The following is a 24,312-nucleotide window of genomic DNA, read 5'->3' as shown; positions in this document are numbered from 1 at the left end:
GCACTCCGGCTAGCGCTTGACCGCCTTCAGCACCACGAACTTCGGGTCGCCCGAGACCAGTTCACAGTTCCCGAACAGACGGCGCAGCTTGGCGTGGTAGCCCAGATGGCGGTTGCCGACGACCCAGAGCTCACCGCCCGGCCGCAGCGCGCGATGAGCCCCGGTGAACATCCGCCACGCCGTCGCGTCCGTGGTCGTCTGGTGGGAATGGAACGGCGGGTTGTTCAGCACCAGGTCGACACTCCCCGCCGGCACCCCGGCCAGACCGTCGCCCACCCGGAACTCGGCGTCCCCCGGCACGCCGTTCGCCCGGTACGTCGCCTCCGCGGAGGCCACCGCCTGGAAGGACTCGTCCACGAACAGCACCTCGGCCTCGGGGTTGCCCAGCGCCACCGCCGTACCGACCACGCCGTTGCCGCAGCCCAGGTCCACCACCCGCAGACTGCCCCGGCTGTCCGGCAGATGCGCCAGGAAGAACCGGGTGCCGATGTCGAGCCGGTCCGCGCAGAAGACACCCGCGTGATTGACGACCGTACGACCGGAGACCGCGCCGACGCCGTCGGGCAGCTCGTAGCTGTACGGCCACGGGGTGCCGCCGCGCTTCAGCGCCGGATCCGGCGTGCAGAAGATCAGCCGCGCCTTCTTCTCGGCGAGGGAGGTCCGGGTCGGGCCGAGGATCCGCTCGAACAGCTTCAGCGTCGAGGTGTGGATCTCCTTCACCATGCCGGTGCCGACCACGACCGTGTCCGCGTGCACGGCGGGCGCCAGCCTGAGCAGCTGGTCCTCCAGCAGCGCCAGGCTCTTCGGGACCCGCACCAGCAGGACGTCGATCCGCTCGGGCGGCGGGTCCTGCGTGGTGAGCAGCCGCACGGCGCCGGGCTCGACCCCGGCCCGCGCCAGGTTCGCCCGGGTCGCCTCCTGGGTGAGATGGGAGTCGGTGATCTGCGTCGGCCGGTGCGGGGCCAGCGCCGTGACCAGCGCGCCCCAGCGGTCACCGAGCACCACGACCGTTCCGGACAGGGCGATCTCCTGGTCCGCGAGATGCCGCAGGAGGTACTCGTCGGAGGCGTCCCAGGCTCGCAGCCGGTCGCGTGGGTCCTCCGGGAAGCGGGACAGGGGGGTCTCGCCCCACGGGGTCTTCATACGGTCGTCCATCGTCCGTCCAGGCTATCGGAACCCCAGCTCAGGACCGGGTGGAGGGATGGACGCCTAGCTGCGCCCGGCGATGAGCGAGCGGACGCGCCGCCGGTCACGGGGGCCCGGGGCGTACCCGGGCAGCGCGCCGCCCGAGTTGGGGCCGGCCGGGCGGCCGGACGTCACGCCCGGAGTCGGTGGCCGGTAGACCGGCGCACCTGCGGATCATGGGAGACTCGCCCTCATGAGCGGCAAGGCTGACCCCCGGCCGGCGGGGGAAGGGACCACCTCGAGGACGCGGTTGGACCGGGGACGCGGTGCGCTCGGGCCCGCGCTGGAGCTCGTGCACACCGGACGCGCCCCCACCCGTGCCGTGCTCACCGCCGAACTCGGGGTGACCCGGGCCACGGCCGGCGCGGTCGCCGCCGAACTGGAGGCGCTCGGCCTGATCCGGGTCGACGCCCGGCCCGGCGCCGCGGCCGGCTCCCAGGGCCGCCCCTCGCACCGGCTCGCACTCGCCGAGGACGGCCCCGTCGTGCTCGCCGCCCAGGTGCACGCCGACGGCTTCCGGGCCGCGCTGGTGGGCCTGGGCGGACGGATCGTCGCCACCGCGCCGGGCTGCGAGACCGTCGACGCCGACCCGGCGAAGGTCCTCGGGTCGGTCGTCGAAGCGGGCGCGGACCTGCTGCGCACGACCGGGCGGCGCTGCGTGGGCGCGGGTCTCGCCGTGCCGTCCGCCGTCGCCGAACCCGACGGCCTGGCCCTGAACCCGCTGCACCTGGCGTGGGCCGTGGGTGCCCCGGTGCGCCGGATCTTCGCCGAGTGCGTGCGGGCGGCCGGGATCGGCGGACCGGCGTTCGCGGGCAACGACGTCAACCTCGCCGCGCTCGCCGAGCACCGGCACGGCGCCGGGCGCGGTGCCCGGGACCTGCTGTGCGTGGCCACCGGGCACCGGGGCGTGGGCGGCGCGCTGGTGCTCGACGGGCGGCTGCACACCGGAAGTTCGGGGCTCGCCCTGGAGGTCGGCCACCTCACCGTGAACCCCGAGGGCCGGCCCTGTCACTGCGGCAGCCGCGGCTGCCTGGACGTCGAGGCGGACCCGCTGGCCCTGCTCACCGCCGCGGGCCGCGAGACAGGCCCGGAGGTGTCGCTGCTGCAGCAGGCCAACGACCTGATCCGGCACCACTACGACGACCCGTCCGTCCGCACGGCCACCGAGGCGCTGATCGACCGGCTCGGCCTCGGCCTCGCGGGCCTGGTGAACATCCTCAACCCGGACCGCATCATCCTCGGCGGCCTGCACCGCACCCTCCTGGCCGCCGATCCGGACCGGCTGCGCGCGGTGGTCGCCGACCGCAGCCTGTGGGGGCAGAGCGGCGGCGTGCCGATCCTGGCGTGCACGCTCGACCACAACAGCCTGGTGGGCGCGGCCGAGCTGGCCTGGCAGCCGGTGCTGGACGATCCCCTGGGCGCGCTGACCCAACCGTGACCGCGCACCGGGGCCACGAACCCCGCTAGCTCGCGGACGCCACCCGGCGGGGCCTCGGGACCAGTTCGCCGCCGCAGTTGGGGCACACGTTCCGCAGGGCCTCGCCGCACGGCACGCAGAAACTGCACTCGTACGAGCAGATGAGCGCGGGCCCGTCGGCCGCCAGGGCCGCCGTCGCACAGCGCTCGCAGCGGTCACGCATCTCCAGCGCCATCCCCGCACCTTTCCTCGGCATCGTCCGTCGGCTTCCATCCTCAGCGCGCCGGGCGTGGCCGAAACGGCCTGCCGGGACAATGATCAACAGGATCGGGCCACGCTCAGCGCCAGTCGACGGCGAAGGCGCGCGCCGCATTGTCGATCAGCATCGACCGCACCACCTCCTCACCCACCGCGCTCTCCAGCCGCTCCCGCACCCGGCGCAGCAGATACGCGGGCCCCGGGCCGGCCGAGGCCGTCGTTCTGTCACCGCCCAGCAGAAGCCGGTCGGCGAAACCGGCCTCGGCGAGCGCCCGCACCGCGTCCGGCATCCGCCAGTCGGTGGAGTGATGGGCGCGTGACGGACCGTCAAAGGCGAGATAGCAGCCGGCCCGGGCCACCCGCCGCTGCTCCACGAGATCGGGGGAGCGGTTGAGATGCCCGAGGATCACCCGCTGCGGCGGCACCCCCAACTCCCCGCACAGCAGCTCCAGTACGTCGAGTGCGCCGGTACCGAGTTCGAGGTGTACGGCGACGGGGGCGCCGGTGGCGTGATGCGCCTCGGCCGCCGCGGTCATCGTCCACCGGGCGTGCGCGTCCAGGACGTGGAACCCGCCGGCCACCTTCACCAGCCCCGCGCGCACCCCCGACGGGCCGATGCCCCTGGTGAGTTCGGTGACGAAGAGCTCGGCGAGCCCGCCCCGCAGCCCGGCAAGGAACTCCTCGCCGTAGTGCACGGCCTGGTGCAGCCCGGTCGCGGCCACCACCTGCACTCCCGTCTCCCGCGACAGCGCCGGCAGATCGGCCGCCCGACGCCCGAGCCCGTACGGCGTCCACTGCACCACGCTGCCGCCGCCGTGCGCGCGAAAGGCGACGAGCTCGTCACGGGCGGCGGCGATGCCGGTCAGCTCCTCCCCGGGCAGCCGGGGCGTGCTCAGGAACAGATGGTCGTGCGCGTCGCACACGCCGAGCCGCTCCGGCGCCACATCCCCGAGCACGGTCCGTACCAGGCTCACGGCGTCAGCCGGTCCCGCTCGGGTGCCGACAGATGCAGCACCTGGAACACCTCGCCCTCGGCCTCGGGCTCGTCCTGCTCCCACAGCGAGAACTGCACGGACTCCCAGGCCCCGGCGTCCACTCCGGCCGCCGCCAGCACCGCGCCCTCCCGCGCCGCGAGCCGCCGCACCTCGCTCAGCGCGTCCTCGGCGACGTCGGCCGGCCGCACACCCTCCGGCACCGGTCGCCGCCGCCGTACCGCCGTCCGCGCCCGCGCACCGCTCCCTTCGGCATACGCCAGCCCGGTCCACCCCCGCACCGGGGGCCGCCCGAAGTCGTCGCAGATCCCCTGGAAGCCGGCGCCCCACAGGAAGGCGTTCATGCCCGCCGCGGTGTTCCAGAGGTAGAACGGCGCGTACTGGCTGACCGGCGAGCCGTGCACCCCGCGCTCCCGCATCAGATAGGCCTTCAGGCCCAGCCCCTCCCAGCGGTCGAGCAGATGCCCCCGCTCGGCGACCCGCCGCCGGATGATGCCCATGTCGTAGTCGGCGGGCAGGCTGATCTCGTACTGCATGGCGTGCACGGAAACCCCCTAGACGGTCGGACGGAGCAGGGCGAGCAGCCCCCGGACCCCGGTGTCGAACGCGGCCGGGGAACCCGACGCGCGGGCCAGCACATAGCCGCCCTGGACGGTCGCGACGATCGTCGCCGCGATCTCCTCGCCGTCGAGAGCGGGCGCGAACTGCCCCTGTTCCTTGCCCTCCTCGACGATCCCGGCAAGCCGTTCGCGCAGCCAGTCCAGGGTCTCGTCGACGGGCGCGCGCAGTTCCTCGCTCGCGACGATCTCCGGGTCCATGGTCAGTCGCCCGACCGGACAGCCCCGCAGCACCTCGCGCTCCCGCCGCAGATAGCCCTCGATGCGCTCGTACGGCGTCCCCGGCGCACCCAGGACCGCCTCCGCGGCGGCCTGCAGCTCCTCGGCGGTCCGCCGGATCGCGGCCAGGGCGAGATCGGGCTTGCCCTTGAAGTGGTGGTACATGCTGCCCTGCCCGGCGCCGGACCGCTCCAGGATCGCCTTGGGGCTCGTGCCGACGTACCCGCGCTCCCACAGCAGTTCGCGGGTGGACTCGATCAGCCGCTCGGGGGTGCTCATGCCGCCACTGTACATACTAGTAGTTACAGAAACCAGTGACCGCGGGACCGCGGCAAGATGCCGATCGCCCGCAGCCCGATGGGCTGCGCGCGATCGGCATCACCGCAGAACTCTCACCGCCCGGTCAGCCGACAGCGGCCGACCGGGCGGGAGCATGCTCGGGCCTGCGCAGGTCGACACGCGGTCCGACGTCCGTGTACCGGTGCGTGTCCAGCACCGTCCGCCGTGGCGGACGCGCCGCCGCCGCCCTGGCCGACGCCGGGGTCGGCAGCGTGAACCACACGACCTTGCCCGACTCGCCGTCCGGCCGCACCCCCCAGCTCTCGCTGACGGCGGCCACCATCGCGAGGCCCCGTCCGCAGGTGGCGAGGGTCGCGACCTCGTCGATGTCCTCCACGACCGGCAGACGCGGGTCGTGGTCGTGCACGGAGACCATGAGCCGGTCGAGCAGCAGCTCGATCTCCACGGTGCACATCTTGTCGGGCTGCGCGTGCTGGTGGACGTTGGTCAACAGCTCCGTCACACCGAGCGCCGCCCGGTCTATCAAGGGATCCAGATGCCAGTAGCGCAACTGCGCCGATACGATTCTGCGGACCTGGCCGATCCGCGACGGCAGGGCTTGGAGCTCCACCGTGCAGTGCCTGCTTGGGTGACTGATCACGGCTGCGACTCCCCGACTTGAGGTCCGGAAGAACACGGGATTCGGATCGATGCAGCAGAGTGCCTGATGCAACGGCCGCCTGCTGGCGTGGCCGGCGGCTGGTTCGCAGCGTTATCGCCGGTAAACCCATAGTGACGTGGGACCAGCGTGACGCAGGGGGTGCGGTACCGCAACTCGCCGTACGTCAGCGGTTACGTCCCGCAGCCTTCCGTACCGCCTCGATGAACCGGCGCGCCGCGGGCGGCCCCGCCTCCCCGGGTGCCGGGTCGTGGTCGCCCAGGGTCAGCAGATACCGGTTGCCGTTGAGGTCGGCGAGCGCCCGGTCGTCCGGTGCGAACCAGGGCTTGGACGCCCGCACCGCCTGCACCGGCGCGCTGTCGATCTCGCTGCCGTAGCTGGTGAGCAGTTCGAGCCGACCGCCGCTGATCCGGACCTGTCCGGCCCGGGTGAGCGAGCGCAGCCGCTTCCCGATCCGCACGCCCGTCGCCGTGAACTCCGGCTCCGCCATGCCGTCCCGCCCCCTTGTGGGTGTCGGTCGGCCGGACCGAAGGGCCTGGGCGGGCGAGGTCCGGCTCGTGTTCGTGATCCAGTGTGCCCTCGGTGCAGTCTGCCCCCGTCCGGCGTCGAGCACCAGTACGTACGGCGGGTCGCCCGGGCGGGGCCGGAGCACTCGCCCGAATGCGCCCCCATGGGTCGCGCGGCGCTGCCCCCAGGGTGGCCTTTGAGCTGCCCAAAGGAGTGTTTATGCAGGTGAGAAGGGTGCTGAAGGTGTCTATGATCGGGGCGTCGGCCGCGCGAGCCGCCGTCGGCGCGAAGCGTAAGGAGCCCGTCGTGAGCACCCCTCAGCAGACCCGGACCGGCGCGACCCTCGATGTCGATCACACTGATGTCGGGTATCGGCGCTGGCTGAAAGAGGCCGTCCGTAAGGTCCAGGCCGATGCCAACCGTTCGGCCGATACGCATCTGCTCCGCTTCCCGCTGCCGGAGGCGTGGGGCATCGACCTGTATCTGAAGGACGAGTCGACCCACCCGACGGGCAGTCTCAAGCACCGTCTGGCCCGCTCGCTCTTCCTGTACGGGCTGTGCAATGGCTGGATCAGGCCGGGGTGCCCGGTGATCGAGGCGTCCAGTGGCTCGACGGCCCTGTCCGAGGCGTACTTCGCGAAGCTGATCGGGGTGCCGTTCATCGCGGTCATGCCGCGCACGACCAGTGCGGAGAAGATTCGCCTCATCGAGTTCCACGGCGGGCAGTGCCACTTCGTGGACGACCCGCGCACCATGTACGAGGAGTCCGCCCGTCTCGCGGTGGAGACCGGCGGCCACTACATGGACCAGTTCACCTACGCGGAACGGGCCACGGACTGGCGCGGCAACAACAACATCGCCGAATCCATCTTCCGCCAGCTGGAGTTGGAGCGGTATCCGGAACCCGCGTGGATCGTGGCGACGGCCGGCACCGGCGGCACGTCGGCGACCATCGCCCGGTACGTCCACTACATGCAGCACGACACCCGCATCTGTGTCGCCGATCCGGAGAACTCCTGCTTCTTCGAGGGCTGGACCACCGGCGATCCGGACGTCACCTGCGACTGCGGCTCGCGCATCGAGGGCATCGGCAGACCGCGGATGGAACCGAGCTTCGTGCCCGGCGCCATCGACCGCATGATGAAGGTCCCGGACGCGGCGAGCGTGGCCGCCGTCCGGGCGCTGGAGAAGGCCATCGGCCGCAAGGCGGGCGGCTCGACCGGCACCGGGCTGTGGAGCGCGCTGAAGATCGTCGCCGAGATGGTGGCCGAGGGCCGGCAGGGCAGCGTGGTGACGCTGCTGTGCGACCCGGGCGATCGCTACCTCGACAAGTACTACTCGGACGCCTGGCTAGCCGGGCAGGGCCTGGACATCCAGCCGTACAGCGAGGCGATCGAGTCGCTGCTGGAGACGGGCCTCTGGCCGGACCGACTCAGCGGTCCGCCAGCCGCCGGTCCAGCGCGGTGACGGCGTCCCGGAACGCTTTGCCGAGTCCGGGCCGCGCGGCCCGGAGCAGCATCTGCACCGGTGCCGGGCCGTCCGCCGCGAACGTCCACCGCACGCGCGTGCCCGTGCCGACCGGGGCCAGCCGCCACTCCTCGACCAGGGCGCGCAGGCCGGGTGCGTTGGTCGAGGCGACGGCGTAGGCGTACACCTCGGGGTTCTGCGCCGCCAGGACATGCTCCACGAAGCGGATGCCGCCGCGCAGGGTGATGTCGCGTCCGGCTCCGGTGCCCTCGACGGGGCGGGCCCGGCTCACCGCCGAGAACCACTGCGCCCAGCCGGGCACATCGTCCGCCAGGGCGCTGAACACCACCTCGGGCGGCGCGGAGATCTCGCGGCTGAAGACGAGCCGTACCGGAGCCGTCTCGACGAAGTCGAGCCCCTCGGGCCGCAGTTGGCGCAGCATGAACGCAACCCCCTTGGCGATGGCCGGAAACGCCACCCTAGTTGAGGGGACGTCAGCTGTCTGCGGCGCCTTCCGGCTCACCGGCGACGACCAGCCGCCGCAGCTGCTCGGAGACCTCGGCGCGCGCCTCGACGGCCAGGCCCCGGTCAGTCACCAGCGTGTCCACCTGGTGCAGCGCGGCGAACGAACTCAGCCCCACCACACCCCACTTGGTGTGGTCGGCGACCACCACGACCCGGCGCGCCGACTGCACCAGACGACGGTTGGTCTCGGCCTCGGCGAGGTTCGGCGTCGACAGGCCGGCCTCCACCGATATGCCGTGCACGCCGAGGAACAGCACATCGAAGTGGAGCGCCGCGATGGCCTGGTCGGCCACCGGTCCCACCAGCGAGTCGGACGGGGTGCGCACCCCGCCGGTCAGCACCACCGTGGCCGCGCCCTGCCGGGGGCCCGAGGTGCGCTGCGCGACATGGAAGACGTCGGCCACCCGCACCGAGTTGGTGACGACGGTGAGGTCGGGCACGTCCACCAGCTGATGGGCCAGCGCGTACGTCGTCGTCCCCCCGGACAGCGCGATCGCCGCACCCGGGGCCACCAGCTCGGCCGCGGCCCGCGCGATGTCCTCCTTGGCCGTCAGCTCCAGACCCGACTTGGCCTCGAAGCCCGGCTCATGGGTGCTCGCCTCGACCACCGGCACCGCGCCGCCGTGCACCTTCTCCAGCACGCCCTGCCGGGCCAGCGCGTCGAGATCACGGCGCACGGTCATGTCCGACACGCCGAGCTTCCGGGTGAGCTCATTGACCCGGACCCCGCCGCGGCGCCGGACCTCGTCCAGGATCAGGGCGCGCCGCTGCTCCGCGAGGAGGTTCTGATTCTCACTCACGTACGCTCCGGTTCCTTTCGCCTCAAACCGTCCCACCCGCCTTGCACACCCGCTCCGACGAGCACATTCTCACCGTTTCGGGGCCGCGGACGTCCCATCCTTGCACGCCGCGGCACGGCACGCGCCACCGGCTGCCCGACGCGCACATGTCACGCACGCCTCATCCGTTCCCCGTCCGTCACCCGGATCGGGGAGATTCCGTGAGGAGGGGTGTGAGCCGGCCGCCGAGCGGAGATCCTGGTGCCCGCACGGACACAAGCCGACGGCTCGTCACGGGGGAAGTGCGAACAGTGGAACGTGCGCCAGACCAGGCCCCGGCCGCCGCGGCGCGGCCCGGGCAAGCCGGCATCGCCCTGGAACTCCTGGTCCACGGCGTGGGCGGCACCACGCCCGCGGACATGCTCGGCGATCCCCGTACGGAGCGGATCACCGGCGACGACACCGCGGCCGTCTTCCGGCGCGCCGACGACGTCGACGCCGAGTCCCGCCCCGACGACTACCGCGACCGGCCGGTCCCCGAGGCCTACGTCTGGTGCAACCTCACCTCCGGCCACGGCGCCCGCGCCCTGTGGCTGTTGCTGCTGCCCTTCATGGTGGTCAACCTCGCCCACTGGATGCGCCCCAGCGCCCGCGGCCGGCTGCGCACGGTCCGCCTCTACGGCCTGCTCGTCCGCCTCGCCGCGCTGTCCCTGACGGTGCTGCTCGTCGCGGCGGCCTGCGAGGTGGCCCTGGACCTCACCGCCTGGCAGTGCGCGGGCACCCCCGCGTGCGCGCAGCGGCACTCCTGGCTGGACTTCCTGTCGCCGCGAGCCGCGGACGCCGGCTGGTGGAGCCTGCCCGGCCGCCGCCTCGCCCTCGCCGCCCTGGTGCCGCTCGCCCTCACCGGCCTGCTCTGGTACCTCTCCCACCGCACCTGGAGCGCGTACGAGTCCCAGGAGCCGCTGACCCGCGCGAGCGAGCCCGACGAGGACACCGACCGCACCGCGCTGGGCCGCCCCGGCTTCTGGTACGGCCGCCGCCTGGTCGCCCGGCTGCGCGCCGCGCACACCGCGGCGGGCCTGCTCACGGTCGCCGCCGCGGCCGGTCTTCCGGCGGCCCGCTTCGACCACCGGCCCGGCGGCCCCGCCGCCCTGGACGCCCTGGGCCGCCTCATGGAGGCGTCCCTGCTGAGCGCGGCGGTCGTCGTGGTCTGGGTGGTGTGCCGCCGCGGCCGCAGCGAGCACCGCCTCGACCATCGGCGCGACAACGCCCTCGTCCGGCGCCTGCCGCTCGTCTCCCTCGCCCTGCTGGCCCTCACCCTGGTCTACGCCGCCTGGCAGCGCCCGGGGTGGACGTCCAGCGGCCGGCTCCCCGGCGACGCCACCTTCGGCGCCCTCGCCTTCGTCCAGGGACTGCTCGTCATCGCCCTCGCCGTCATCGCCTCCGTCCTGCACCGCACCCATCCCGACCCGCGGGCCGCGATGCGGGGTCTCGGCGGCCCGGCCGTCACCATGCTGGCCTGCGCCCTCGGCGGGGTGATGTCGGGCGGCGTCGCCCAGCGCGTGGCCGACTGGCTGGACGGCACCCGCGCCTCGATCCCCGGCCCGCCGGTCCTGCTGACCTGGCAGGCGTCCGTCATCCCGCCGCTGCTGCTCCTGGTGCTCCTGCTGTGCGGCTGGCTCGGCCGGCACACCGTGCGGCTCGCGCGCGCCGAACTCGCCGCCGTCAAGCGCGACTACGGCAGCGAGCCCCAGGACAGCACCCGCAGCCGCCGTATCGCCCGCACCCGCGCCATGGCCTCCCTCACCGACCGGGGCCCGCTTCTGGTCGCCGTCGTCGCCGGCGCGACCCTGCTGCTCGGCGCGGGGGCGCTCGTGGGCGCCCTCACCACCGACAAGACCCCGGCCGAGGCCACCGAACCCGCGCACGCCTTCGTGCAGGGCGCCGCCGAGACCGCCCAGGCCCTCGGCTCCTGGCTGATCGGCCTCGGCTTCATACTGTTCGTCACCTGGGGCCGGCGGGCCTACAAGGACGCCTCCGCCCGCCGCAGCATCGGCATCCTCTGGGACGTGGGCACCTTCTGGCCGCGCGCCGCCCACCCCTTCGCCCCGCCCTGCTACGCCGAGCGGGCGGTGCCCGACCTGACCTGGCGGATGGCCACCTGGACCCGGACCACGGGCGGACGGCTGGTGCTGTCCGGCCACTCCCAGGGCAGCGTCCTGGCCGCGGCTGCCGCCTGGCAGCTGCACCCGTCCGTCCGCAAGCGCGTCGCCCTGCTGACCTACGGCTCCCCCCTGGAGCGCCTCTACGGCCGCTGGTTCCCCGCCCACTTCGGCCCGGCCGCGCTCAGCGCCCTGCACCACGACGTCGACTGCTGGCGCAACCTGCACCGGCCCACCGACCCCATCGGCGGCCCCGTCCTGCTGTCCGGCGACTGCGGCCCCGAGGTCGACCGCGACGCCCTCAGGGACCCCCTCGCCTACGGCCGCACCGAACAGCACCCCCTGCCCGCGCCGGTCCTCGGCCACTCCGACTACCAGGCGGACCCGGCCTTCGCCGAGGAACGCGAACGGCTGCTGGCCCGGCTGCGCCCGGACCTGCCCGGCCCGCGCCCCGAGCCGTGACCTACATGTCTCCCGACAGAACGGACAGGATGTTCCCGGCCGGGTCCTTGAACCAGGCGATGTCCGGCCCCTGTCCTTGCTCGACGCCGCGGGCGATGCCCTGGTCGTCCTGCCCGAACCCCTCGTACCGCTCGAACGTCACGCCCCGCGCGCCCAGCTCGGTGACGGTCCGGTCGATGTCCTCCACGGGAAAGTTGAGGACCGTGAACGAGGCCGGCGTGTGGTTGTCCTTCGGGTACACGAACACGGTGGTGTCCCCGCCGAGGTGCAGCAGCAGGTTCCCCATGTCCTCGGAGACCCGGATACCGAGCGTGGTGCCGTAGAACTCCTTCGCCCTGCCGATGTCGTCCGTGGAGAAACCGCTGAACGCCTTGCTCTGTCCCAGCATGGCCGTGCCTTTCCGTGCGCGCTCCGCGTGATCACGTCGTCACGGCGGCCATGGTTCCAGGAGGCCGGGATCACGGCGACTCGGGCAGGTCCTCCGGGTAGAGCAGTGTCAGATCCTCCGTGCTGGGCTCCGCCACCTGGGCGACCCGGCCCGCGTGCCGCTCCACCATCGCCTCGAAGGTCTGCCGCGCGGTACGGCCGTTGCCGAACGCGGGCCCCTTGGGCAGCGCCGAGAAGTACGTCAGCAGCGCCTCCGCGGCGCCCGGCGCCAGCCGGTACTCGTGCTCCTCGGCCTGCTGTTCCACGATCCGCAGCAGTTCCTCGGGGCTGTAGTCGCAGAAGGTGATGGTCCGCGAGAAGCGGGAGGCCACTCCCGGGTTGACCGAAAGGAACCGTTCCATCTCCGCCGTATAGCCCGCGACGATCACCACCACCGCGTCCCGGTGGTCCTCCATCAGCTTCACCAGCGTGTCGATGGCCTCCTTGCCGAAGTCCCGGCCGGAGTCCTCCGGCGACAGCGCGTAGGCCTCGTCGACGAACAGCACACCCCCGCGCGCCTTGTCGAAGGCCCCCTGGGTGCGGATCGCCGTGGAACCGATGTGCTCGCCGACCAGGTCGACCCGGGACACCTCGACGAGATGACCCTTCTCCAGGACGCCGAGGGAGGCCAGGATCTCGCCGTAGAGCCGGGCGACCGTCGTCTTGCCGGTGCCGGGGGATCCCGTGAAGACCAGGTGCCGCTTGACGGAGGCGGCCTTCAGGCCCGCCTCCCGGCGGCGCCGGCCCACCTCGATCATGTCGGTGAGCGCCCGCACCTCGCGCTTGACGCTGTCCAGGCCCACCAGCGCGTCCAGTTCACCGAGGACGTCCTGGGAGGTCCGCGCGGGCCGCTCCGGCGCGGCCGGGGCGGCCGGGGCGGACGGCTCCTGGTCGACGGCGCGCTGGCCGGGGATGGCGCCGAGCAGGCCCGGTGACTGGCTCGCGGTCTGCACCACCGGCTCCCGGGGCGCGGCCGGCGGGCGCAGTCCCGCGCTCTCGTCGCTCGTGCAGTCCTCCACCACGGGCCCGGTCCCGGAGCCCGTGTCCGGGCCGGCGTCCGCGAACTCGTACCCGCCGCGGGCGCAGCGCTCCGTGCGACACTTCCTGAGCGTCGTACGGCAGCCGTCGATGACATGGAAGCCGTACCCCGCGCTGCCGGTGACGCGGCAGTTCAGGAAGCTGCCCCGGCCGCCCGCCGACACATAGAACCCGGCTTCGGCGGGGGAGTCGACCGTGCACCGCTCGATGGTGGGGTCGGCGCCCTTGGTGACGATGACGCCGGTCTGCACGCCGTCCAGCGTGCAGTTGGCGAGGGTGCCGCCGCTGCCGTGGTCGCGGAACCAGGCGCCCGTCGCCGCGTCCCGGATGCGGCAGTCGTCGAGCTGGGCGGTGGCGCCGTCGCTCACCGACACGGCGGTGTTGCGCACCTGGGACAGGTCGCTGTCGACGACATCCGCGCGGGAGCCGCGGTCGAGGACGAACAGGGCGTCCGGCACGTCGTGCACGCGGCAGGAGTCCAGGACGGCGGTGGCGCCGTCGCTGACCCAGACGGCCGGGTAGTCGCCGGTGCTGTCGAAGATCTCGCACTGGTTGGCGTCCACGCGGGTGCCCGGGTCCCACACCGACAGGCCGTTTCGCCCGAACTTCCGCACCGTCGTACGGGTCAGGGTGAGCACGGAACGGGAGCGCAGATCGACCGCGTTCTCCGGGATGTCGTGGATCCGGCAGTCGGCGAGGGTCAGCACCGCGTCGGTGTCGAGCGTGACCCCGTCGGCGGCGGTGCGGTGCACATCGCAGTCGGTGAGGTGCGCGGTGGCCCGGCCGGTGATCTGGACACCGCTGCCCCGCACCTCGTAGACCTCGCAACCGACCGCCTCCAGCGCGGAGTTCTCACCGGTCGCCGTCAGGCCCGCGCCGGCGTGGTGCACCCGGCAGCGCTCCAGACGGGGGTGGCCCCCGCCGCGTACGGCGACACCGGACTGGCCGGCCGCGACGACCTCGCACTCCTCGAACACCCCGCCCCCGCCGTCGAGTACGGCGATCCCGATGCCCGCGGGGTTGTCGACGGTGCAGCGCCGCACGGTCGGCCGGGCACCGCCGCGCACCTCGATGCCGGCGGCGGAACGGGTGACGATCCGGATGTCGGCCAGCTCCGGCGCGCCCTCCTCGATCAGCAGGGCGGGCGCCGCCGCGTCCTGGCCCTCGACATGCAGGTCCTGGATCACCGCCGAGGCCCGCACGGTCAGCGGCACACCGTCCGGCGGGGCGATCCGCACCGAGCCGGGGGAGCCCTCGGGGCCGCGCAGGGTCACCGGGCGCTGGACGACGAGGTTCTCCCGGTAGGTACCGGGCGCGATGGTGAGGACGTCACCGTCGGCCGCGGCCTGGAGCGCTGCGGCGAGCGATGCGTACTCACCCGTGCGGCGTCGCCACCGCGACGTGCCGGTGTGCGTCACCTGGACCGTGCCCTGTGCCATGGTGTTGTTGTGCCCCCACCTCGGTCGTACTGACGGCTCGTCGCCTTCGGGACGCGTCGGCCACGCCTGTGACCGGCTCGCCTGGGTCTTCGCCGAAGACTCGGCCGGTCCACCGTAGCGTGCGCGCAGTCCTGGGGTTGACCAGAGGCGGAAGGCGGTCAGCTGCCGGCGCCGGTCCGCCCCCAGTCCGGTCCCGCCCGCTCCCAGGCCCGGTCCCAACGGGCGTACCGGCGGCGGACCATGCGCCAGACGATCAGCCGCCGGGCACTCTCCACGAGACCTGTGACCAGCAGAGCCGCGCCGAACCCGGCCAGCACGGCATGCGTGGTCGCCGTCGCGGAGTCCAGCGGGCGGGCGGCAATACGGCCCTGACGGTCCGTCCACAGCGGGAAGCGGTCACCCGGCTGCGGGTCGTCGATCCGCGTCGTGACCGCGCCGTGCCGCTCGGTGCCGTCCGGCGCGGTCCAGTCGGCCAGCACGCGGGTGCGCACCTCCCGGCCGGTGGCGGCGGTCTCCGGGTCGGCGTCCGGCGGGGAGTCGCCCAGGGTGCCGGTGACGGTGGCCGTCACCTGGTGCCGGGAGGCCCGCTGTTCTCGTACCGACTCCTGCAGCGCCTCCTGGGCGGCGGCGCCGACCAGGGCGCCGGCCACGGGGGCCAGGGCGAGCAGGAGCAGCAGGGCGCACAGCGCGACCCAGGCCTCGGCCAGGTCGGTCGCCCGGCGCAGCGGGTTGTGCCGCCAGCGCCAGAGCCCACTGATGGCTCGCACCGTCCCGCCCCCCTTCCCGCTCCGTGACACCCCCGCGGAGCCGCTCACGCGCGATCCCGGCCGAAGGGAGAGCACACCACCCGCGCCCGAACCTCTCATGAACTGCTCGCGAAAGACTCAACGCGCAGGCCGCCGCGAGTGGTTCCCGCCACCGCGGGTCAGGCGAGGATCTCCACCCGGTCCCCGACCCGGATCGTGCCGCCGGTCAGCGGCACCAGGTTCTGCCCGAAGACGAGCTTGCCGCCGATGCGGCGGTGGCGTCCGAGGGTGGACAGGGGCTCCTTGCCGCGTCCCGCGGTGTCCTGGTCGGTGGTGGTGACGACGCACCGCCCGCACCTCTTGGCCACCCGGAAGGTGACGTCGCCGACGGCGAGGCGGGACCAGTGGTCCTCGGCCCAGGCGGCGGTGCCGGACACCACGATGTTCGGCCGGAACCGGTTCATGGGCAGCGGCCCCTCGCCGGCGTGATCGCCCGCGGCGATCAAGGCGTTGAGGGCGTCGAGGGAGGCGGTCGAGGTGAGCAGCAGCGGGTAGCCGTCGGCGAAGCTGACGGTCTCACCGGGCAGCGCGTACTCCGGGTCGACGGGCCTGCGCGTCGCCGGGTCGTCCAGGTGCACCAGGCGTACGGGGCTGCCGAGATAGGCGCTGCACCAGGCATGCGCGGCGTCGTCCTCGGCGGGCACCGCCTGGACCTTGTCGCGGAAGATCTCCACCGGGACGGTCTCGGCGGGCTCCGGCACCCGGACGTCCAGCGGCTGCATACCGGGCGCGGACAGCCGAAGGCCGCCGCCGGGCAGCAGCTCGGCGGCGGCCAACGCGAGACGCGCTTGCTGGCGTTGTGTGACGACCTTTCCCCCGTCGTCGATCAGCATCCAGCGACGGTCACCGGCCAGCCCCCAGGGCTCCACCACGGCCTCCGCGGGCGCGGTGCCCCGGAACGCCTTGACCGGATGAACGTGTATCGACTCAAGTCGCGCATTCCCCATGGAGTCATCGTGCCAGGTGGCACGGACCGGCCGGGGAACGGCTCAGTAGCCGCGGTACTGCTGGTTGTTGTACGGGTCCTGGTAGACCGGGGCCGCGGGCCGGGGCGCCGCGGGACGCATCGCCTCGTATCCCATGGGGGCCGCCGGGCGCGGCTGCTGGGGCTGCGGACCGGGGTAACCGCGGGGTGCGGCCGCCTGCTGCGGGATGTACGCGGCGGGGGCCTGCTGGAGCGGCGCGGGCTGCTGGGCCTGCGGGTAGCCGTAGCCGTAGCCGTTGCCGTAGGACGGCTGGGAGGGTGCCGCCGGCAGGGCGGGCAGGGCCGAGGGGAGCGCGGGCAGATGGCTGCTGCTCGTGTCGTACGCGGCGGGGACCCGGATCGGGGCGATCTGCGGGGTGCCCCGCTCGGCCACGAGCGAGTCGTAGATCGGGGTGTCCGGGAAGGAGGCGGAGTAGTAGCCGCCACCATAAGTGGAGCGGGGGGAGGTCATGGCACATAAGTTAAGCCCACGATGTGCTGGTTGGGGAGACCGATAAGAGGGTTGTTTTCCGTGTTGGCGGTGACGCGGGATCCCCAATGCGAGCGAACTTGGCAAAAAGGGACGACATTGCGGACTCCGATCCGGTAAAGGCCAAGTTCCGAGGGGGTTACCGCCGGTTGGCCGACGATCTTCCCGCCCCCTTCCGGTGCCGCTTCCCCGCGTGCGGGGAATAGGTTGACCCTGTACGGAACCGAAGGAAACCGGCCGGGACACGACCTGGCGCGCTGACACGTGATGGGGGCGGACATGTCAATGCCGAAGGGATCGAACGTTCCGGTGCCGACGACGGCGCTGCGCGTCGAACTGGGCTGGCGGTCGGGCCCCGGGGTGCCCGACGCCGATGCCTCGGCGCTGCTGCTGGTCGGCGGAAAGGTCCGCTCGGACGCGGACTTCGTCTTCTACAACCAGCCGGCGCACGCTTCGGGCGCGGTCCGGCACGAGGGCAAGCGGGACGCCGGCGGCCGGGTGACCGACACCCTCCTCGTCGACCTCGCACGCGTGGAGCCCGAGATCGAGACCGTCATCCTCGCCGCCTCCTCCGACGGCGGCTCCTTCGGGCGGGTCCCCGATCTCGCCATCGAGGTCAAGGACGCCGCCCAGGGGGCCTCGGTGGCCCGGTTCGACAGCACCGGAGCCACCGTCGAAACGGCCTTCGTGCTGGGCGAGTTCTACCGCAGACAGGGCGCGTGGAAGTTCCGGGCCGTCGGCCAGGGCTACAGCAGCGGCCTGGAGGGCCTGGCCGTCGACTACGGCATCACCGTGGACGAGCCGCAGCAGGCGGCACCCGCGGCGCCGCCCGCAGCCCCCGCGGCGACGATGCCTTCCGCGCCCGCGACGCCGCCGGCCGCCCCGCCCCCGCCCCAGGCACCCCCGGTCAGCCTCAGCAAGGTGACGCTCACCAAGGCGGCCCCCTCGGTCTCGCTGACCAAGCAGGGAGGCACCTCCGGCGCGCTGCGGGTGAACCTCAACTGGCAGGTGCGCAAGCAGTTCTCGGGCTGGGCGAGCAAGCTGGGCCGGCCGATCGCCATGCACAGCGACCTCGACCTCGACCTGTGCGCCCTGTACGAGCTCACCGACGGCAGCAAGGGCGTCGTCCAGGCCCTCGGCAACGCCTACGGCTCGCTCCACCAGCCGCCGTACATCCACCTGGACGGCGACGACCGCACCGGAGCCGTCGCCACGGGGGAGAACCTCACCGTCAACCTGGACCAGCAGCGGGCCTTCCGGCGCATCCTGGTCTTCGTGACCATCTACGAGGGGGCGCGCTCCTTCGCCGACCTGAACGCCACGGTCACCCTCACGCCCCAGTTCGGCGCCCCGGTCGACTTCTCGCTCGACGAGTGCACGGTGCCCTCCACGGTGTGCGCGCTGGCGTTGATCACCAACACCGGCAGCGACCTCGTCGTCCAGCGCGAGGCCCGCTATCTGGTGCCCGAGCGCGGGGTGAGCCCGCAGCGGACCGTGGACTACGCGTACGGCTGGGGCATGAACTGGACGCCCGGCCGCAAGTAGTCAGCCCTCCTCGGGCACCGCGTCCGGCCGGGCGTAGGTGCGGCCCTTCCAGGCCGCGCCGCGCCCGCGGTAGTGCTGGACCGCGGAGTCGACCGTCATCAGCAGGTAGAGCAGCGCGGTGACCGGCAGCAGGGGAGCGAGCCAGAGCGGCTGCCGGTAGTAGCGGAGCATCGGGACGTACGTCCCGGTCATCACCAGCCAGGCGAGCCCGCCGGCCGTCGCCGTCGCCGGGTCCCCCGCCACGAGGGCCACCGGGGGGACCAGGTAGACGAGTGCGAGCCCGGCGACGGTACCGACGAGCAGCAGCGGGTTGTGGCGCAGTTGCGCGTACGCGCTGCGGGAGACCATCCGCCACAGGTCGTGCAGCCGGGGGTACGGCCGCACGCTGTCCACCCCGTCGGCGAGGCCGAGCCAGATGCGCCCGCCGCTCCCCTTCACCGCCCGCGCCAGCGCCACGTCGTCGATCACGGCGTGCCGGATGGCGTCCGGGATCCGGGCCCGTTCGGCCGCGTCCGTGCGCAGCAGCACACAGCCGCCCGCCGCGGCCGCCGTGCGGGTCCCCGGCGCGGCGATGCGGCGGAAGGGGTACAGCTGCGCGAAGAAGTAGACGAAGGCCGGCACGATCATCCGCTCCCAGGGGCTCCGCACCCGCAGCCGGGCCATCTGCGAGACCGCGTCGAAGCCGCCGGTCTCCGCGGCGGCGACGAGCTGCCGCAGGCTGTCGGGCGCGTGGGCGATGTCGGCGTCCGTCAGCAGCAGATAGCGGGGCTCACGCGCGCGTGCCAGGCCGATCCCGTGGCGCACCGCCCACAGCTTGCCGGTCCAGGCGGCGGGCGGTTCACCGGGGGAGTCCACGGTCAGCGGCAGCCCCCCGTGCCGGTCGGCGAGCTCGCGCGCCAGGAGCCCGGTGCCGTCGGAGCTGCCGTCGTCGACGAGGAAGACCTCGGCCCGCCCGGGATAGTCCTGGGCCAGCAGTGAAGGGAGGCTGTCGGGCAGGACCGCCGCCTCGTCGCGTGCCGGTACGACGACACCCACGGACGGCCACGCGCGCGGTTCCCGCCGGTCCGGCAGCCGTACATCGGTGCGCCAGAAGAAGCCCTGACACAGCAGCAGCCACAGCCAGGCGGCGAGTGATGCGACGGCGGTCCACACGAAGGCGCTCACCCGCGCAGTCTGCCCCACGCCACCGGCCAGCAAGGGCCCATCGACTATCGTGGCCGGGTGAAGATCGCGCTGATGGACTCCGGAATCGGCTTGCTCGCGGCCACCGCCGCGGTACGACGGCTGCGGCCCGACGCAGATCTCGTCCTCTCCCTCGACCCGGACGGCATGCCCTGGGGACCGAGGACCCCCGAGGACCTCACCCGGCGCGCCGTCGCCGTCGCCGAGGCCGCCGCCGCGCACCGGCCCGAGGCGCTGATCGTCGGCTGCAACACCGCGAGCGTGCACGCCCTGACCGCCCTGCGCGCCCGGCTGGAACCGGCCGTCCCGGTGATCGGCACGGTCCCCGCGATCAAGCCCGCCGCGGCCGGCGGCGGCCCCTTCGCGATCTGGGCGACGCCCGCCACCACCGGCAGCCCCTATCAGCGCAATCTCATCGAGAACTTCGCCGACGGGGTGGCGGTCACCGAGGTGCCCTGCTTCGGGCTCGCCGAGGCCGTGGAGCACGCGGACGAGGACGCGATCACCGCCGCCGTCGCCGCGGCCGCCGCCCTGACCCCCGACGACGTGACGACCGTCGTCCTCGGCTGCACCCACTACGAACTGGTCGCCGAGCGCATCCGCGCCGCCGTGCAGCAGCCCGGCCGCCCGCCGCTGGTCCTGCGCGGCTCCGCCGAGGCCGTCGCCGCCCAGGCGCTGCGCCGGATCGGCGCGCAGCCCGCTCCCGAGGCCGACGCCAGCGGCACCCTCACGGTGCTGCTGAGCGGACGCGAGGGCGCCCTGCCCGAGCCCGCCCTGGCCTACGCGGAGGGGCAGCTGCTGCTGCCGGCGGTCACCCCCACCCGCTGACCGGCGGCCCGTCCGAAGGACGCCCACCCGGGCCAGTCACCCTGCGCTACGAGGTAGCAGCGCAGCGAAACCTGAGTAACCTCATTGCCATGAGGGAGCACCCCCGGGCGGAGCACGCGCCGCACCCCGATGTCTGGACCGGACGCGCCACCAACCGCATCCAGTGGCTGCTGGCGCTGATCGGCGCCGCCTGCATGGCGCTCGGTGTCGAGCTGGCCGTCGACTCGGCCTGGACCTCCGGCGTCGCGCCGCTCGCGATGGCCGTCGTCGGCTGCATCGCGGCGGGCCTGCTGGTGCTCTTCGGCACCCTGGCGTTCGTGCATGTCGCCCTGAAGGTCGACATGGAGTGCCTGGAGGTGCGCTGCGGCCACATGGGGGTGCCGCGCCGCCGCATCCCGCTGTCGCATGTCGCGGGCGCCGACTTCGCCCCGCTGGTCACCCCGCGCCACTGGGGCGGCTGGGGCTACCGCTGGCGGCCGGAGAAGGGCACCGCGGTCGTCGTACGGCGTGGTGAGGGCATCGTTCTGCGGTTGTGGGACGGGCATACGTTCACGATCACCGTGGACGACGCCGAGGCCGCCGTGCGGGTCATCCGGGACCGGCTGCGCGCGGGTACGCCCGGCACCGCGCACTGAATCTCACGCCGAGCGGCGCGGGCGCGCATCCGGCAGAGCCTCGGCCGGCGCTTCGGGCAGCGGGCGGGCCGTGGCCACCCCGGCCAGCAGCCCCGCGCCCACGGACACCGTGGTGAAGCTGAGCGCGTTGCCCACCGCGGCGATCGCCGCGAGGCCCGTCAGCGCCGCACCCGCGGTGAGCACGACCGGCGTCGGGCGCGGAGCGCGCCAGAGCGCGAACAGCACCCAGCAGAAGGCCGCCGCCAGCAGCGCCACCCCGACGACGCCCTGCTCGGCCGCCTGCTGCAAGGGCGCCGAGTGCGGTTTGCCGTCGGACAGGATCGTGCTGGTGGCCGTCGTGCTCAGCTCGCCGAACCGGCCGGGCCCCACGCCCAGGGCGGCGTCCTGCCGGGCCAGGTCCAAGGCGTCGTGCCACAGCTCAAGGCGGTGTCCGGTCAGCTGGCCCTCCACCGAAGCGGCGAACCCGTCCGGCACCGCCCGTCCGGCGACCGCCCAGGTCAGGCCGGTCACCACGGCCGTGGCCACGGCCAGTCCCGCGACCCCGACACCGCGGTGGTGCATCCGGCCGGCGGCGAGGGAGCCCAGCAGCACCGCGGAGCAGACGACGAAGCCGGTGGTGGAGCCGAGGGCGGCCGCGGTCACCGCGATGCCCGCAGCCAGCAGCCGCAGGGCGAGCCGCAGGGCCGGCGCGGTGGTGGCCCAGGCCGCGCAGCAGGCGGCGCCCGCGGACAGGGTGAGCAGGGCGGCCGTGGCACCGGCCTGGCCGAGTGGGGGCACGATCTCGGGATCCGGACCGATCTGCGGGAGGGTGACCGTCAGGGCGAGTCCGGCCAGCGCGGCGGCGCCGGGTGCGGCGACGGGCAGCAGCGCTCCGCCGATCCGCCCGGCCGCGTACCCCGCGGCCACCGCCAGGATCGCGAGCAGCACACCTTCGGGCCGGCCGTCCTGCACGGTCGCCGTGACCAGGGACCAGGCGGCGCAGGCGCCGAGCACGACGACACCAGCCGCGTCAGAAACGTTTCGTCTCTCTCCGATGTCACTGGCGCCGTCGGCACCGGCCGTAGACGTCATCCCCGTGGCACCCACCCCGACCCCCGCTACCCGGACGCCCCCGAACCATGACGAAACGTTCCGACATGGCGCTGACCGGCTCGAACGACACCTGCTCCGGCACACCGTAACGGCTGATGGACGATTTGTGGACGTCTTGGGCAGGAACGTTGCGGCACACCGGGCCGGCGCCCTCGGGGCCGCGCTGTCGGCGCCCGGGCAGGCCGCCGTACACTCCCACAGTGACCGTCACCGCAACTCCCGTGGACGAGTCGGACCAGGTGAAGCCGCTCGCGCCCGCCTCGCGCCGGGTGTGGCTCGCCCGCCTGCTCCCGCCTCTCACCGCGGCGCTCTCCGGAGTGCTGCTCTACGTCAGCTTCCCGCCGCGCACCCTGTGGTGGCTGGCCCTGCCGGCCTTCGCGGGCTTCGCCTGGGTGCTGCGCGGCCGGGGCCGGAAGGCGGCGTTCGGTCTCGGTTACCTCTTCGGTCTCGGCTTCCTGCTCCCGCTGCTGGTGTGGACGGGCGTGGAGGTGGGCCCCGGCCCGTGGCTCGCGCTGGTCGTCATCGAGGCGGTGTTCGTCGCGCTCGTCGGCGTGGGTGTCGCCGCGGTCTCCCGGCTGCCCGGCGGGCCCGTCTGGGCCGCGGCCCTATGGGTCGCGGGTGAGGCGGCACGCGCGCGTGCGCCGTTCAGCGGATTCCCCTGGGGCAAGATCGCCTTCGGCCAGGCCGACGGTGTCTTCCTGCCGCTCGCCGCCGTGGGCGGCACCCCGGTGCTCGGCTTCGCGGTCGTCCTGTGCGGCTTCGGCCTGTACGAAGCGGTCCGGCTCGTCGTACGGCGGCAGCGCACCGGGGCCGTCCAGCGGTCGGCCGCCGCCGTGGCCCTGCTGAGCGTCGCGGTCCCCGTCGCCGGAGCGCTGGCCGCCCGGCCCCTGGTCAGCGACAAGGCCGAGAACGGCACGGTGACCGTGGCGGTCGTGCAGGGCAACGTCCCCCGCGCGGGCCTCGACTTCAACTCCCAGCGCCGGGCCGTGCTCGACTACCACGCGCGGGAGACCGAGCGGCTGGCCGCCGAGGTCGAGGCGGGCAAGGTCGCCCGGCCCGACTTCGTGCTGTGGCCGGAGAACTCCTCCGACATCGACCCCTTCGCCAACGCCGACGCGCGCGCGGTCATCGACGCGGCTGCCAAGGCCGTCGGGGTGCCGATCTCGGTCGGCGGAGTGGTGAAGCGGGACGGCCGGCTGCTCAACGAGCAGATCCTGTGGGACCCGGCCCAGGGCCCGCTCCAGACCTACGACAAGCGGCAGATCCAGCCGTTCGGCGAGTACCTGCCGCTGCGGTCGCTGATCGGGGCGATCAACTCCGACTGGACGTCCATGGTCCGCCAGGACTTCAGCCGGGGCAGCGAACCGGGTGTGTTCAGCATCGACGGCACGAAGGTGGGCCTGGCCACCTGCTACGAGGCGGCGTTCGACTGGGCGGTGCGCGACACCGTCACCGACGGCGCGCAGCTGATCTCCGTGCCGAGCAACAACGCCACCTTCGACCGCAGCGAGATGACCTACCAGCAGCTCGCCATGTCCCGCGTGCGGGCCGTCGAGCACAGCCGGACCGTCACCGTCCCGGTGACCAGCGGCGTCAGCGCGATCATCATGCCGGACGGCACGATCACCCAGCGGACCGGCATGTTCGTGGCCGACTCCCTGGTGCAGGAGGTGCCGCTGCGCTCCTCCCGGACGCCTGCCACGCGGCTCGGCATCCTGCCGGAGATCGCCCTGGTGCTGGTCGCCGCGGGCGGACTCGGCTGGGCGGCCGGCGCCGGAGTGCGCAAGAGGCGGACCGCACCGGCCCGTTAGGGTCGAGGGCATGCCGACACCTGACTTCATCCGCACGATCCGGGCCTCCGCGGGCAACCAGCTCCTGTGGCTGCCCGGCGTCAGCGCCGTGGTCTTCGACGACGACGGGCGGGTCCTGCTGGGGCAGCGCGCGGACAACCGCAAGTGGACGGTGATCTCGGGCATCCCGGACCCCGGTGAGCAGCCCGCGACCGCCGCTGTGCGCGAGGTGTACGAGGAGACGGGAGTGCGCTGCGTCGTGGAGCGGGTGGTGCTCATCCGCTCCGGGAAGGAAGTCGCCTACCCCAACGGCGACCGGTGCCAGTTCATGGACATCACCTTCCGCTGCCGGGCGGTCGGCGGCGAGGCGCGCGTGAACGACGACGAATCCCTGGACGTCGGCTGGTACGCCGTGGATGCGCTGCCCCCGATGGGGGAGCGCCAGCTGTTCCGCATCAAACAGGCCCTGTCCGACGAACCCACATGGTTCGAACCCACGACGTTCGAATGAAGTATGGGTTCTGACCAC

General features: G+C 73.4%; 24 protein-coding genes. 8 read left to right on the top strand and 16 right to left on the bottom strand.

What is annotated here, in order from left to right:
- Nucleotides 1-9 precede the first annotated feature (9 nt).
- The gene (locus M8H82_RS11675; protein ID WP_250073079.1) at nt 10-1,143 is read right to left on the bottom strand and encodes a methyltransferase; all 1,134 of its coding nucleotides are present in this window, start codon (nt 1,141-1,143) and stop codon (nt 10-12) included.
- 235 nt (nt 1,144-1,378) lie between these two features.
- Between M8H82_RS11675 and M8H82_RS11670 the strand changes: the two genes are divergently transcribed.
- Entirely contained in the window at nt 1,379-2,623 is a 1,245-nt protein-coding gene (locus tag M8H82_RS11670) for an ROK family protein (protein WP_250072942.1), read from the top strand.
- 25 nt (nt 2,624-2,648) lie between these two features.
- On the opposite strand, the gene M8H82_RS11665 is transcribed toward M8H82_RS11670, so the two are convergent.
- The 6 genes from M8H82_RS11665 to M8H82_RS11640 form a co-directional block, all read right to left on the bottom strand.
- Nucleotides 2,649-2,837, bottom strand: a complete 189-nt coding sequence (locus tag M8H82_RS11665; protein ID WP_250072941.1) for a DUF1272 domain-containing protein — start codon at nt 2,835-2,837, stop codon at nt 2,649-2,651.
- Between the two features lie 103 nt (nt 2,838-2,940).
- Nucleotides 2,941-3,834, bottom strand: a complete 894-nt coding sequence (locus M8H82_RS11660) for an amidohydrolase family protein (RefSeq protein ID WP_250072938.1) — start codon at nt 3,832-3,834, stop codon at nt 2,941-2,943.
- The gene (locus M8H82_RS11655; RefSeq protein WP_250072936.1) at nt 3,831-4,397 is read right to left on the bottom strand and encodes a DUF4865 family protein; all 567 of its coding nucleotides are present in this window, start codon (nt 4,395-4,397) and stop codon (nt 3,831-3,833) included. The genes M8H82_RS11660 and M8H82_RS11655 overlap by 4 nt, the downstream gene beginning before the upstream one ends.
- Nucleotides 4,398-4,406: 9 nt before the next feature.
- Complete coding sequence (locus M8H82_RS11650; RefSeq protein WP_250072935.1) at nt 4,407-4,982, bottom strand: TetR/AcrR family transcriptional regulator; 576 nt, start codon at nt 4,980-4,982, stop codon at nt 4,407-4,409.
- Nucleotides 4,983-5,091: 109 nt separating this feature from the next.
- Nucleotides 5,092-5,628, bottom strand: a complete 537-nt coding sequence (locus tag M8H82_RS11645) for an ATP-binding protein (protein ID WP_250072933.1) — start codon at nt 5,626-5,628, stop codon at nt 5,092-5,094.
- A 184-nt stretch (nt 5,629-5,812) separates the two neighbouring features.
- The gene (locus tag M8H82_RS11640) at nt 5,813-6,136 is read right to left on the bottom strand and encodes a hypothetical protein (protein ID WP_250072931.1); all 324 of its coding nucleotides are present in this window, start codon (nt 6,134-6,136) and stop codon (nt 5,813-5,815) included.
- Between the two features lie 323 nt (nt 6,137-6,459).
- Between M8H82_RS11640 and M8H82_RS11635 the strand changes: the two genes are divergently transcribed.
- Nucleotides 6,460-7,620 carry a PLP-dependent cysteine synthase family protein gene (locus M8H82_RS11635; protein ID WP_250072929.1) on the top strand — a complete coding sequence of 387 codons (1,161 nt, stop codon included), beginning with the start codon at nt 6,460-6,462 and terminating at the stop codon, nt 7,618-7,620.
- Here M8H82_RS11635 and M8H82_RS11630 read toward each other — a convergent pair.
- Nucleotides 7,586-8,062 carry an SRPBCC family protein gene (locus M8H82_RS11630; protein WP_250072927.1) on the bottom strand — a complete coding sequence of 159 codons (477 nt, stop codon included), beginning with the start codon at nt 8,060-8,062 and terminating at the stop codon, nt 7,586-7,588. The two genes, M8H82_RS11635 and M8H82_RS11630, sit on opposite strands and share 35 nt — an antisense overlap.
- A 52-nt stretch (nt 8,063-8,114) precedes the next feature.
- A complete protein-coding gene (locus M8H82_RS11625) occupies nt 8,115-8,945 on the bottom strand; it encodes a DeoR/GlpR family DNA-binding transcription regulator (RefSeq protein ID WP_250072925.1) in 831 nt (276 codons plus the stop codon).
- 290 nt (nt 8,946-9,235) lie between these two features.
- On the opposite strand from M8H82_RS11625, the gene M8H82_RS11620 reads away from it, so the two are divergent.
- Nucleotides 9,236-11,548: a hypothetical protein gene (locus M8H82_RS11620; RefSeq protein ID WP_250072923.1), complete on the top strand. Its 2,313-nt coding sequence runs from the start codon at nt 9,236-9,238 to the stop codon at nt 11,546-11,548.
- Between the two features lies 1 nt (nt 11,549).
- Here M8H82_RS11620 and M8H82_RS11615 read toward each other — a convergent pair whose 3' ends face one another.
- The 5 genes from M8H82_RS11615 to M8H82_RS11595 form a co-directional block, all read right to left on the bottom strand.
- A complete protein-coding gene (locus tag M8H82_RS11615) occupies nt 11,550-11,936 on the bottom strand; it encodes a VOC family protein (RefSeq protein WP_250072921.1) in 387 nt (128 codons plus the stop codon).
- Nucleotides 11,937-12,006: 70 nt separating this feature from the next.
- Nucleotides 12,007-14,451 (bottom strand): right-handed parallel beta-helix repeat-containing protein, encoded by a 2,445-nt coding sequence (locus M8H82_RS11610; RefSeq protein WP_250072919.1) that lies wholly within the window; start codon nt 14,449-14,451, stop codon nt 12,007-12,009.
- A gap of 158 nt (nt 14,452-14,609) precedes the next feature.
- Nucleotides 14,610-15,218 (bottom strand): hypothetical protein, encoded by a 609-nt coding sequence (locus M8H82_RS11605; RefSeq protein ID WP_250072917.1) that lies wholly within the window; start codon nt 15,216-15,218, stop codon nt 14,610-14,612.
- Nucleotides 15,219-15,376: 158 nt separating this feature from the next.
- Nucleotides 15,377-16,204 carry an MOSC domain-containing protein gene (locus tag M8H82_RS11600; RefSeq protein ID WP_250072915.1) on the bottom strand — a complete coding sequence of 276 codons (828 nt, stop codon included), beginning with the start codon at nt 16,202-16,204 and terminating at the stop codon, nt 15,377-15,379.
- Between the two features lie 42 nt (nt 16,205-16,246).
- Nucleotides 16,247-16,693, bottom strand: a complete 447-nt coding sequence (locus tag M8H82_RS11595) for a DUF6643 family protein (RefSeq protein WP_250072914.1) — start codon at nt 16,691-16,693, stop codon at nt 16,247-16,249.
- Between the two features lie 303 nt (nt 16,694-16,996).
- Between M8H82_RS11595 and M8H82_RS11590 the strand changes: the two genes are divergently transcribed.
- Nucleotides 16,997-18,256 (top strand): TerD family protein, encoded by a 1,260-nt coding sequence (locus M8H82_RS11590; RefSeq protein WP_250073077.1) that lies wholly within the window; start codon nt 16,997-16,999, stop codon nt 18,254-18,256.
- On the opposite strand, the gene M8H82_RS11585 is transcribed toward M8H82_RS11590, so the two are convergent.
- Entirely contained in the window at nt 18,257-19,420 is a 1,164-nt protein-coding gene (locus M8H82_RS11585; protein ID WP_250072913.1) for a glycosyltransferase, read from the bottom strand.
- Between the two features lie 57 nt (nt 19,421-19,477).
- Between M8H82_RS11585 and M8H82_RS11580 the strand changes: the two genes are divergently transcribed.
- Nucleotides 19,478-20,266 carry a glutamate racemase gene (locus M8H82_RS11580; protein ID WP_250072912.1) on the top strand — a complete coding sequence of 263 codons (789 nt, stop codon included), beginning with the start codon at nt 19,478-19,480 and terminating at the stop codon, nt 20,264-20,266.
- 89 nt (nt 20,267-20,355) lie between these two features.
- Nucleotides 20,356-20,901: a hypothetical protein gene (locus M8H82_RS11575; protein ID WP_250072895.1), complete on the top strand. Its 546-nt coding sequence runs from the start codon at nt 20,356-20,358 to the stop codon at nt 20,899-20,901.
- A gap of 3 nt (nt 20,902-20,904) precedes the next feature.
- Here M8H82_RS11575 and M8H82_RS11570 read toward each other — a convergent pair whose 3' ends face one another.
- Nucleotides 20,905-21,972 (bottom strand): O-antigen ligase, encoded by a 1,068-nt coding sequence (locus tag M8H82_RS11570; RefSeq protein WP_250072893.1) that lies wholly within the window; start codon nt 21,970-21,972, stop codon nt 20,905-20,907.
- 221 nt (nt 21,973-22,193) lie between these two features.
- Between M8H82_RS11570 and lnt the strand changes: the two genes are divergently transcribed.
- Both lnt and M8H82_RS11560 read left to right on the top strand, forming a co-directional pair.
- Nucleotides 22,194-23,804, top strand: coding sequence for an apolipoprotein N-acyltransferase (gene lnt / locus M8H82_RS11565; protein WP_250072891.1), 1,611 nt, complete (start codon nt 22,194-22,196; stop codon nt 23,802-23,804).
- Nucleotides 23,805-23,814: 10 nt separating this feature from the next.
- Nucleotides 23,815-24,294 (top strand): NUDIX domain-containing protein, encoded by a 480-nt coding sequence (locus tag M8H82_RS11560; RefSeq protein WP_250072882.1) that lies wholly within the window; start codon nt 23,815-23,817, stop codon nt 24,292-24,294.
- The last annotated feature ends 18 nt before the right edge of the window (nt 24,295-24,312 follow it).

The organism is Streptomyces sp. YS415, assembly GCF_023544665.1.
Taxonomy (GTDB): domain Bacteria; phylum Actinomycetota; class Actinomycetes; order Streptomycetales; family Streptomycetaceae; genus Streptomyces.
The sequence above is the reverse complement of the archived record's forward strand: the minus strand, read 5'-3'. Positions and strand labels throughout refer to the sequence as shown.